The 8,608-nt window shown below is 47.1% G+C and carries 7 protein-coding genes and 2 pseudogenes; 1 reads left to right on the top strand and 8 read right to left on the bottom strand.

What is annotated here, in order from left to right; genetic code table 11:
- The 8 genes and pseudogenes from F8S12_RS25670 to F8S12_RS42455 all read right to left on the bottom strand — a co-directional run.
- Nucleotides 1-240, bottom strand: a 240-nt coding sequence (locus F8S12_RS25670; RefSeq protein WP_196519126.1) for a transposase, incomplete at its 3' end; no start/stop codon positions are given.
- A 172-nt stretch (nt 241-412) separates the two neighbouring features.
- Nucleotides 413-547, bottom strand: a complete 135-nt coding sequence (locus F8S12_RS41755; RefSeq protein ID WP_269144849.1) for a hypothetical protein — start codon at nt 545-547, stop codon at nt 413-415.
- Nucleotides 548-629: 82 nt separating this feature from the next.
- A complete protein-coding gene (locus tag F8S12_RS25665; RefSeq protein WP_196519125.1) occupies nt 630-2,345 on the bottom strand; it encodes a hypothetical protein in 1,716 nt (571 codons plus the stop codon).
- Nucleotides 2,346-2,347: 2 nt separating this feature from the next.
- Nucleotides 2,348-4,735: a baseplate J/gp47 family protein gene (locus F8S12_RS25660; protein WP_196519124.1), complete on the bottom strand. Its 2,388-nt coding sequence runs from the start codon at nt 4,733-4,735 to the stop codon at nt 2,348-2,350.
- The gene (locus F8S12_RS42460; protein WP_442946830.1) at nt 4,732-5,598 is read right to left on the bottom strand and encodes a baseplate J/gp47 family protein; all 867 of its coding nucleotides are present in this window, start codon (nt 5,596-5,598) and stop codon (nt 4,732-4,734) included. Before F8S12_RS42460 ends, F8S12_RS25660 begins: the two co-directional genes overlap by 4 nt.
- Before the next feature lie 1,543 nt (nt 5,599-7,141).
- Nucleotides 7,142-7,522, bottom strand: coding sequence for a GPW/gp25 family protein (locus F8S12_RS25650; protein ID WP_196519122.1), 381 nt, complete (start codon nt 7,520-7,522; stop codon nt 7,142-7,144).
- Entirely contained in the window at nt 7,519-7,848 is a 330-nt protein-coding gene (locus F8S12_RS25645; protein WP_196519121.1) for a hypothetical protein, read from the bottom strand. Before F8S12_RS25645 ends, F8S12_RS25650 begins: the two co-directional genes overlap by 4 nt.
- Nucleotides 7,848-8,195: pseudogene (locus tag F8S12_RS42455) on the bottom strand (phage baseplate assembly protein V); the annotation flags it as partial. The gene F8S12_RS25645 and the pseudogene F8S12_RS42455, both read right to left, overlap by 1 nt.
- A gap of 113 nt (nt 8,196-8,308) precedes the next feature.
- On the opposite strand from F8S12_RS42455, the pseudogene F8S12_RS25640 reads away from it, so the two are divergent.
- Nucleotides 8,309-8,608 (top strand): annotated as a pseudogene (locus F8S12_RS25640) (IS4 family transposase); the annotation flags it as partial.

Genomic DNA, 8,608 nt, shown 5'->3' with positions numbered 1-8,608 from the left:
CGCACGGAACAAATGCTTGCGGAAAAATAGCCAAAACAACGTCGCCCAAGGAATTACTGTATGAAAGAACCGCAACATCGTCCGATAACTACCACCAATGCCTGCCCAACGCGAAATTCCCAACATAGTGACTCGACCGCTCATTGCTAACATCGCCAGGATTATTTGGTTCAATTGCCGCATCGTTGTAGCGTTGATCTGCGGTAACAGGCATTGTAACAGTGATAAGATGTTGAACATGGGCTGCTTGTAGTTTTTGAGTTGTCGTTGTGAGAGACAATAACTCTACTACGCCAGCCCTCTCTCTTCATAATCTTTTTTTGGCGAAGGTATTGGTATCAATGAAAGTATTTCATGAACGAGTAAGCTTTTCTTATCTCAAAGAAATTTTGGGCAACCCGTACATCTAATTTCACTGTCTCTGGAAGGCACAGCGATCGCTCTTGGCGGGCGGATAGCCATCATAAAGCGCGCTCAACGAAAGCAGCGATCGCTCAATGCTACTGGCTATAGGTAAAGTCAAATAGAGTGCGATCGCCTGAACCATATCCCCAACTGCTTAATTACATTACAGCTTATCTTTCATTAGTTTCAGCTTTCCTTTGTGCCATTGTGGTCTGCATCTTAGGTCATATTGTTAATTGCCGCACCTGTCCTTCCACCCAGAGATGACAAGGAATCAGATCCCGTCCGTCCACTGCTTGGGCGTAGGTAACAGGGGCACTACCTGCTTCACCAGGATCAAAAGTGCAACACCTGAGGATCACATGGTCAAATTTGCCCTGTAACACCAAATCACCACCGCTAATAAATAATCCTTCCAGAATCAATTCACTTCCTTCAGTGCCGCTAAAACTCCATTCTGTCACCGTGGGAGTTGGAGCAGGTAGCCGGATTAACGGTCGAGTATTATTTTCTGCCCGTAAAGTGACGTGTTTAATCTCAGTCAAATTACTGATTTGGGTATAGGTGAGGGAATCAAGAATAGTCAGTGTACCCATTGGGGCGATCGCTGCCAAAGGAGCAACCAAAGCATTTCCACCGCCAAGTACCTCCTGTTTAGGGGCTGGCGTGGGAGTGAGGGGTTGACGGAGTATGCGGCGATTGAAAGCTCCAGCACCAATAGTAGAAGAAAAGCCATAGTGATAAGTCACAAGGAAATTATTTATACCCGTCGGTGCTTTGTCCCCCTGAATTAACTTCCCCTTTTCTGGCTCAATCAAAAAGGAAATATGAGTTTTACGACTAGTCCAATCACGGGAATCAGCAGTGATTTTTACTTTCATCGGCTGACCTTGAGGGTCAAGGACTGGATTACCGCCTGCATCCCGGAGAATATATTCCAGGGGGATCAGCTTCCCAGTTGCATCGAAAATTCCCAGAGAGTTGAAGTTAATCAAGTTCCCTTGTTCAACTGCATAGAGATGCCCAAGTTCCTGTTGTAGCAACGGTTGGCTGATGGCGGTGGGCAGTTGCCACTCGGTAGGAGAGACCCAGCGATCGCCAAAGGAACGGGACGCGGCAGCAAACAAGGAAATCTCTCGACCTGTGGGATCAAAGGTGTAGTGGTCGGGGCAAGTTTGGTATTGGACAGGGGTAACTCCAATGCCTCGGTTCGGTGCTGTTTTCGTGAGGGGAGAATCAACTGGTTCGCCTACCGGAAAGCTGATCAACCGCCAGAGAAACACACCTAAACGGGGAATATTATACCAGCCCACCTGCCCTTTACCCCGGCGCATATCGGCAGTGGAGAAAAATTCATCAAAGGCAGAATGAGCTTTGGTTGCACCATAAACGTGACGTAAATCTGCCCAACCGCCCATCGGCGTTTTAGTCAAAGTACCGACCAATCCTTGCGCTTGTTGCAAGGTACGATTCCCTGCCGGATCAGGAGTTTGAGAAGGTAGCCCGATGGCCGGATCAAGATTGTGTCGTGTCCGCGCCAACCGCCGAAAAAACTCGACTACCCGCGCACTCCAGCCGGTGATATCAGTGGCAATTTCTTCCAGAATCGCCACCGTTCCCTTGCGCCGCCGATAGTAGATAGTTTTAGCTACATCTAGTCGTTGTCCCCGTGCATCCTGACTGACCACGAGATTGGTGGCTAGTAAATCTGCCATGTAAGCAATCACCCAGTCGTCGCAGGTTTCAATGGATTGGTCTTCCCACTGGCGATCGAGGCTGCGGCGTAAAATAGCTGCTTGTACCCCGATGCGATTCACCATTTCTCGTAAAGAACCGGGTCGCTCAAAGCTTTCACTATCGTCTCCTCGATAGATTGCAGGTAGGAGATTCCATAATTTATCGGCGTAGTAAATGGCGTAGTGGTCATAATCCCAAGTCATGGTTAGCCCGCCTTCCAGTACAATGTGAGATTTGCCGCAGGTAAGTGATAAAATTTGCCCTCGCCCGGATCATGGCGATAATGAACATCTATGCTTGAGTTAATCTGAAATTTCCCGCCGTGTACTGCTAGCACCCCCGGAACCTGCATACAGGTCGCATAAATCTGACTCTGGTAAATTGCCTGTCCAATTTGCACGGCATTTACTCCAAATAGCCCGTTATCTGGATGGAGCAGAACATCTTGAACAGCAGCAATTACAATCTCTGGAATCCGGGCGGCTTCAATACGCAATGTCAAGGTAAGCTGCACTAAAAGTGGCTGTGCCAACTCTACTACCACGGAGCGATTAGGATCAGCAGTACCTTTGAGGGCAATTGTTGCCGCACCGACTGCGCTATCGTCATCACCGACATAAAGCTTCACTAGACTGCGTTGCTGAGTTGCGTCCCATGTCCAATAAACTTTTGCCCGCGCCACACCAGGAGTTTGAGCAGCGATCGCTTCGTAGTCATCCCCTGAAACCGCCCGTCCAAAGGTTAGCACTGAACGGGGTGCATAACGGCGAATCTGTGCTGCTGGCTCCGGGTCAGCCCCTCCCCCTACTGGAACTGGATTGCGGATGGTTTTTAGGTTGGGATAAGGTTTGGAAATTACTGTTAAAGTTCCGGCATCTGGTGCTTCCTTGCCGCTACCGTAGCGATAACGAGCGAGTACGTTGTTTACTCCAGAGGATAATCGCGCTCCATTGACTCCATCACCAAACAGCACATGGGTATGCTGGTTTTCGTCCTCACGGGTAACAAAGATTCGGGCATCGGCAGACTGTCCGTAAAAACTGGGGACTTCCTGCCATTCGATACCATCAACCCAAATCCGTAAAGTGCTTTTGTAATTACTGCCAGAAGTCGAATCGCCACTCACCAGATAGGTTAAAGGCGAATTCTGCAACACAAATTCCTGTCCGGCAATACTGGCATCCCCACTGCCCAAAACTTCCACAGGTGCAGTTTGACCCCGTGAGACTGACAACAGATTGAATAACATCTGCAAGGGTGCTGTTAATTCAAAAGACGAGTTAGAGAGATCGGATAATTGAAGCTTGGGGGGCGAATTGCTCAACGAAACTGTGGCAGAGATGCCATTGCCATTAGTGTCTTCCAGAAGCAAAGGAAGTTTCTTTTTACCAGGAGGAAAGGTAAATTTGTCAATAAGATTAACTTGTGGTTCCGTCTTACTGAATGTAGTTGCAGGAGTTGCAATCAATTCTCCAACATCTTGCCAATCGTAATATACAAGAGCAGTGGCTCTGGCTGTTTCACTATCCCAATCGCCTGTCAGAGTCGAAGTAAAGCCAAGCTGGGTGTGAGGAATGGGAATAGGGATGGCAGGAGGATCGACTTGGAGCGTAGGATTATTGTTCTTCGGATTGGCGTACCAAACGACTTCTTTGTATTGAGTCACCTGGATCAGTTGAGTCGAATTAAAGCTTTGCAGCAGAATCGGATCGCCTACTTTAATCTGGCGCACAAGCGAATCTAGATGGATCTGCACATTACTAATCACTTTCTCGCTGCCAGTGGGATATTGCCAGACATGAGCTGATTGCAAACTTTTAAGCAGACGATAGTCCTTGATTTCAGCATTATTCGGCAATCCAGACTGTTTTAAACCCAGACTGAGGCGGGTGTTGGTCTTGCCTTTTGGATCTTTCTCCGACTGTACAACCTGCACTGTTGCCAATGCATATTGGTTGTTAGTTTTGTTCCAGTTTCGCTGCAATAACAGCAGTTCATCTCCTACCTTGAGTGTTGTGACAGTTCCTTTCAACAACACACTGCTGGGATTGAGGTTGATATTGGGCAGTGGTTCGGCTGCGATCGCATCAGCAAATTCTATCGGCGTATCAACATCTAATTCAAATATCTGCGGTTGTTTACCCGGCCCCGGTTTACTTTGAATTTGGAATCCTTGGGGGAGAGTAAAGGATTTGGAATTATTCACGAGGGCGGCAACAATCCCCCTAGCACCGATACCGGGGCGGGGACGATAGCCGAGAATTTGAATTAATCGCTGGACACTTTCTGGTAAATCTGCGGTTCCTAAATAAGATTCATTGGCAATGCGATCGCTATAAAAAGTTAAGATATCTGCTAAATAAGCCCACCACTCCACTATCTGAACTGCCAAATCACCATCAGCACCAGGATACCAGTTGAGCAGTTCTAATTCTTCTAAATTGCCGCCCCTGTCTTTGAGTGGCAATAATAAAGCTTGCCGAAAACTGGTGTAGTCGCCCACTCGATAGGCGATCGCACTTCTCCCTGGTGGATTAAAAACTACCTGTGGATGAATGAATCCTTCACAGGGACAAATCGGTACTTTCGTCATTTCCCGCCCTCCACAATAATGTTTAGCGAACCCCGTTCTGGTCGGCTGTTGTCGTTATCTACCCGCAAAATGGCATCCAAGGGAATGACAAAGGTTTCTGGCAAGGGTTGATCATTGGAAGTGATGCCGCGTTGCCGATAACGAATTGACACTACCCCAGCCACCCCATAGGCCTGCTGGATTGCAGCTTCCAAGGCACTGCGTTCCAATGGCTGACCGAATGACCAGCGATCGGCCCAGAAAAAACCTATCCTGCCATTTGGGAACTTGGTAGCACTTAACACTACCAGGAGATCCGCTTCCACATCACCCCGAAATGCATCAGGTCTGGCACACACCCGAATTTCTAAATCAAGTGATACATAGCGGGGGGAAGGCACATAGGATTCATACCCCGCTAGGCGATAGCGGTTAAGTAGGTCAATGAGTTCTGTATGTTGCTCAATCGTGAATGCCTCACTACCTAGCGGATCAGGGGTAGTGAAAACTGTAAGCCAACTCCCTGTCCAGCGAAACACCGTACCCGCTCGTTGCACCCACGGCAACGACTGAGCGGCAACTTGGTAATCTTGGGCACGGACTGCCCGGAATTGTTTAGCACGAAACGCCTGTGGTGCTAGTCGTCGGACTCGTTCATTCGGTTCGGCATCGGCTCCCCCTGTGGCTCTTAAGGGATTGGTGACTCCAATGACATCGGTAACAGTTGGATCAATGCGGTTAATGGTATCAGCAGCCACATTGCCAATCGCTCCACCGCCTACCCGATAAGTCACCTCAAAGGTATCCCCATAATTAGGCAGTTCTCCAAAGATACCATCCCCAAAACGAATCGTATCTCCGGCATCGCTATCGTAGTCAAACATCACAGAGCGATCAGAATTGGGGGCAATGCGCCGAAAACTCACCGGATCAACTGTAAAGGACTTCTCAAAAGGTTTAGCATTTAGCAGTTTTCTCTGCCAAATCCAAGCTTGCCCGGTGCTTTGCCGAAGTAGGATTTCTGGTAAGGGTGCTATTTCTGGGTTATCCTCTCCTAAGAAGGCGATCGCGCCATTTCTCACTGTGTAAAAATACTGAAAGTTTACATCATCTGGAGTACTGTTTGCACCTGTCCGCATCAGTGCCAGTGGCGAAGGAATCGGGGGAGGTGAATCTATGGGGATAGTAAAGGTTTCGCTGTAGCGTCTACCTTGGGTAGCCGGAACCAGGTTCCCTGCCAAAATGGTACGGGTCAAATCGTGGTCAAACTTCAGCGCCTCCTGTGATTGCCAAAAAATATGCGTCACTGGTTGATTAAACAACGCATCCGTCTCTTCAATGGCTGCCTTTAGGAGATGCACCACCTCTTGAATTTTGGCATCTGCACTGGTTGCACCTGCCGTTTCAATTAAGATTGCCTCGCCTCCTTGGAAGTTGAACCCATGCCCCTGAATCCACATTTCGGTTGCCCCAGTTTTCAGACAACGTTGGCTATCATCCCACCAGTAGGGTGTGATGCCAGGGTGGCGATTGAATCGGGAATTAACTGCAAAATTCTTTGGCAGTCCAGTGTTGGCATCGACTTTGAGTTTTCCAGTCTTCGGATCAACCAATCCTGTTCCCGTTTCAAACTCAATAATTTCGCCATCGGGACTTTGGGCACTGACTACTAAACCGACAGCCAGAGAACTGGTGTTATTAGCAACATCAAATTGTAATAGAACACGAGCCGCCGTTGCCGGACGAGGTTCATAGTCTACCAGACGCGCATGATGAACTAGCGATCGCCTTTGTGTCGCAGTTTCTAGGGTAGCTTCCGCCGCAATCCGATCTTGCGTGTAACTCAAGTCATCTGCTAGGGCACACAGTGCTTCCAAAAACATCACTCCAAAATCGGCTTCTGAGCGTTCCTGCCATTCTGGATAGCGCAAGGCTGAGAAGTCAGATAGAGCTTTGCGAAAACTGAGGAAGTCTTTCGCTAAGTAGTCAATTGGGGGAATGTCTGGTTTATCGGGTGGACAGATGGGGTCTGGAGTTTGGCAATCTAAATCCGATGGACAAAGGGCTTTGAAGGAAAAAATAACTCGACTGAAAAAGGGATCGAGGAGGTTGCTTTCTAGGGTAAGGGTGTAGTGGGAAAAATCCCCAGGAGATGCAACGGAAAGAATTAATATAGGTTGTCCTGTAGCTGTTTCAGTTGTCCAGTGAGTTGGATCGTTAATGGTGGTTTGATTAAGAATAGCGATCGCTCCAATAGTTTCGCCACCTGCGATCGTCACATTTGTAATACTTCCTTGCACAACCACCGAGTTGAGGAAATGAACCCGCAGGGTTTTTTGGTCAGATTCGGCAATTTCCACAAAATCGATGCCATTCAACGTTGTGGAGGCGATGAGATGTTCACGTCGATCTTTTGAGGGAGCCATATTAAAGAATTCTCACCTCCATACGTTTATTTGCCTGAGTCTCAATCAACACATATTCAATCTGTACTTGAAGTTGAGCCGGATCGCCCGTTTCTTCGATTGATGCCACCTTTACGTCTTTAACCTGGATTTGTCCAGCTAACCATCGATTGAGTGCCTGCAACACAATCAATTTAGTTGTGGCATCCAGCGCCTCTGAATGGGGGGCAAATAACAATTGTCGTAGTCCACAGCCAAATTCTGGCAAGTTTACCCGTTCGCCAGGACTGGTTAACAAGACTTGGCGAATCATCTGCTCGACATGGCTTTCATAACGAGTTTGGGCTGCCTGGTGGGAAGCAGTATCAATGCGGAAGGGGAAGGCATAGTCGTGGCGAATCATAAGCCAGACACCTGGGATTGGGTGGAGTTAATCAGTACAGTACCCTGGACTGCTTGATCACCAGCAACACAGAGTCCAACACTATTGGCATTGAGGACAAAATCACCAACAACTTTGGATTTTAAAGCGGGTTGTACCCAACGAACTTGCACGCAGGGATGGGGAGAACTCGAAATAGTGAAGGCGCAACCGGCGATCGTAAAGGTATCCGAAGACCGAATAACATAGTTACCACCCGCCTTGGTTTTGGTGTTGGAACTGGTGACGCTAACTGTCCCAGCGTGGGGACACATCATTATGCTAGAAGTATTCAGTAATCCTACCATTACATTACCTCCAACGCGCCATCATTAACATTGACTTCACTTGTACTGATGTTAATTTTTTTGCCACTGCGCTCAAGGGTGATACCAGAGGACTCTAATGTAATTTTATTCTCACTACTATCAGTAATAGTAATAATGTTGGCATCATCATCAAGTAGAATCTTGTGTCCGGCTTTGGTAATAATTGTTTTAACTGTGGGTGTTGCATCTCCTGGCTTTTCGTCAGTACGCCAGTAACAACCTGTCCAAATCGGATAAGAAACATCACCATTCTCAAATTCTATCCAGACCCCAGCACCTATTTCTGGTAAAAAAGCAAAGCCAACATTGGGGCCAGCATAAGGTACACAAGGCCTTGCAGGGGGACAAAATGGTCTAGAATGCTTATATTACAAAGAGTGTAGCAATTTGTGGTAAAACAAAAAGAGCATTCATTCGCAACAAGCTCTATTTAATGATAATATTACCTGAATTCTACGAAACAAACCTCAAGCGAGAATTGGGACGTGCAGAATATTTATTACTAAAAATCCTGATAAATTTATTACAATCTATTAAAACTGTTAGCATTGAAACACTCGCTACTGCTTTACCTATCCCCATACTTTTTGAAAGTAGAAGAAAAAGGATTCAAAGATTTTTGTCTTTAAATTACATAAATATTGAAGAAATTTGGTTGCCCATTATTAAAAGCTGGTTAGAGATATATTTTCCCTTAAATAAAGTTATTTATGTAGTGATTGACCGGACTAATTGGGGG

The sequence above is a fragment of the Nostoc sp. WHI genome, from assembly GCF_015714725.1.
Classification (GTDB): domain Bacteria; phylum Cyanobacteriota; class Cyanobacteriia; order Cyanobacteriales; family Nostocaceae; genus Nostoc.
This window is presented reverse-complemented; position numbering and strand designations above follow the sequence as displayed.

Coding starts and splice junctions, on each gene's coding strand:
- F8S12_RS41755 (WP_269144849.1), bottom strand. CDS start 547: ATGGTTCAGGCGATCGCACTCTATTTGACTTTACCTATAGCCAGTAGC.
- F8S12_RS25665 (WP_196519125.1), bottom strand. CDS start 2,345: ATGACTTGGGATTATGACCACTACGCCATTTACTACGCCGATAAATTA.
- F8S12_RS25660 (WP_196519124.1), bottom strand. CDS start 4,735: ATGACGAAAGTACCGATTTGTCCCTGTGAAGGATTCATTCATCCACAG.
- F8S12_RS42460 (WP_442946830.1), bottom strand. CDS start 5,598: ATGTTTGACTACGATAGCGATGCCGGAGATACGATTCGTTTTGGGGAT.
- F8S12_RS25650 (WP_196519122.1), bottom strand. CDS start 7,522: ATGATTCGCCACGACTATGCCTTCCCCTTCCGCATTGATACTGCTTCC.
- F8S12_RS25645 (WP_196519121.1), bottom strand. CDS start 7,848: ATGGTAGGATTACTGAATACTTCTAGCATAATGATGTGTCCCCACGCT.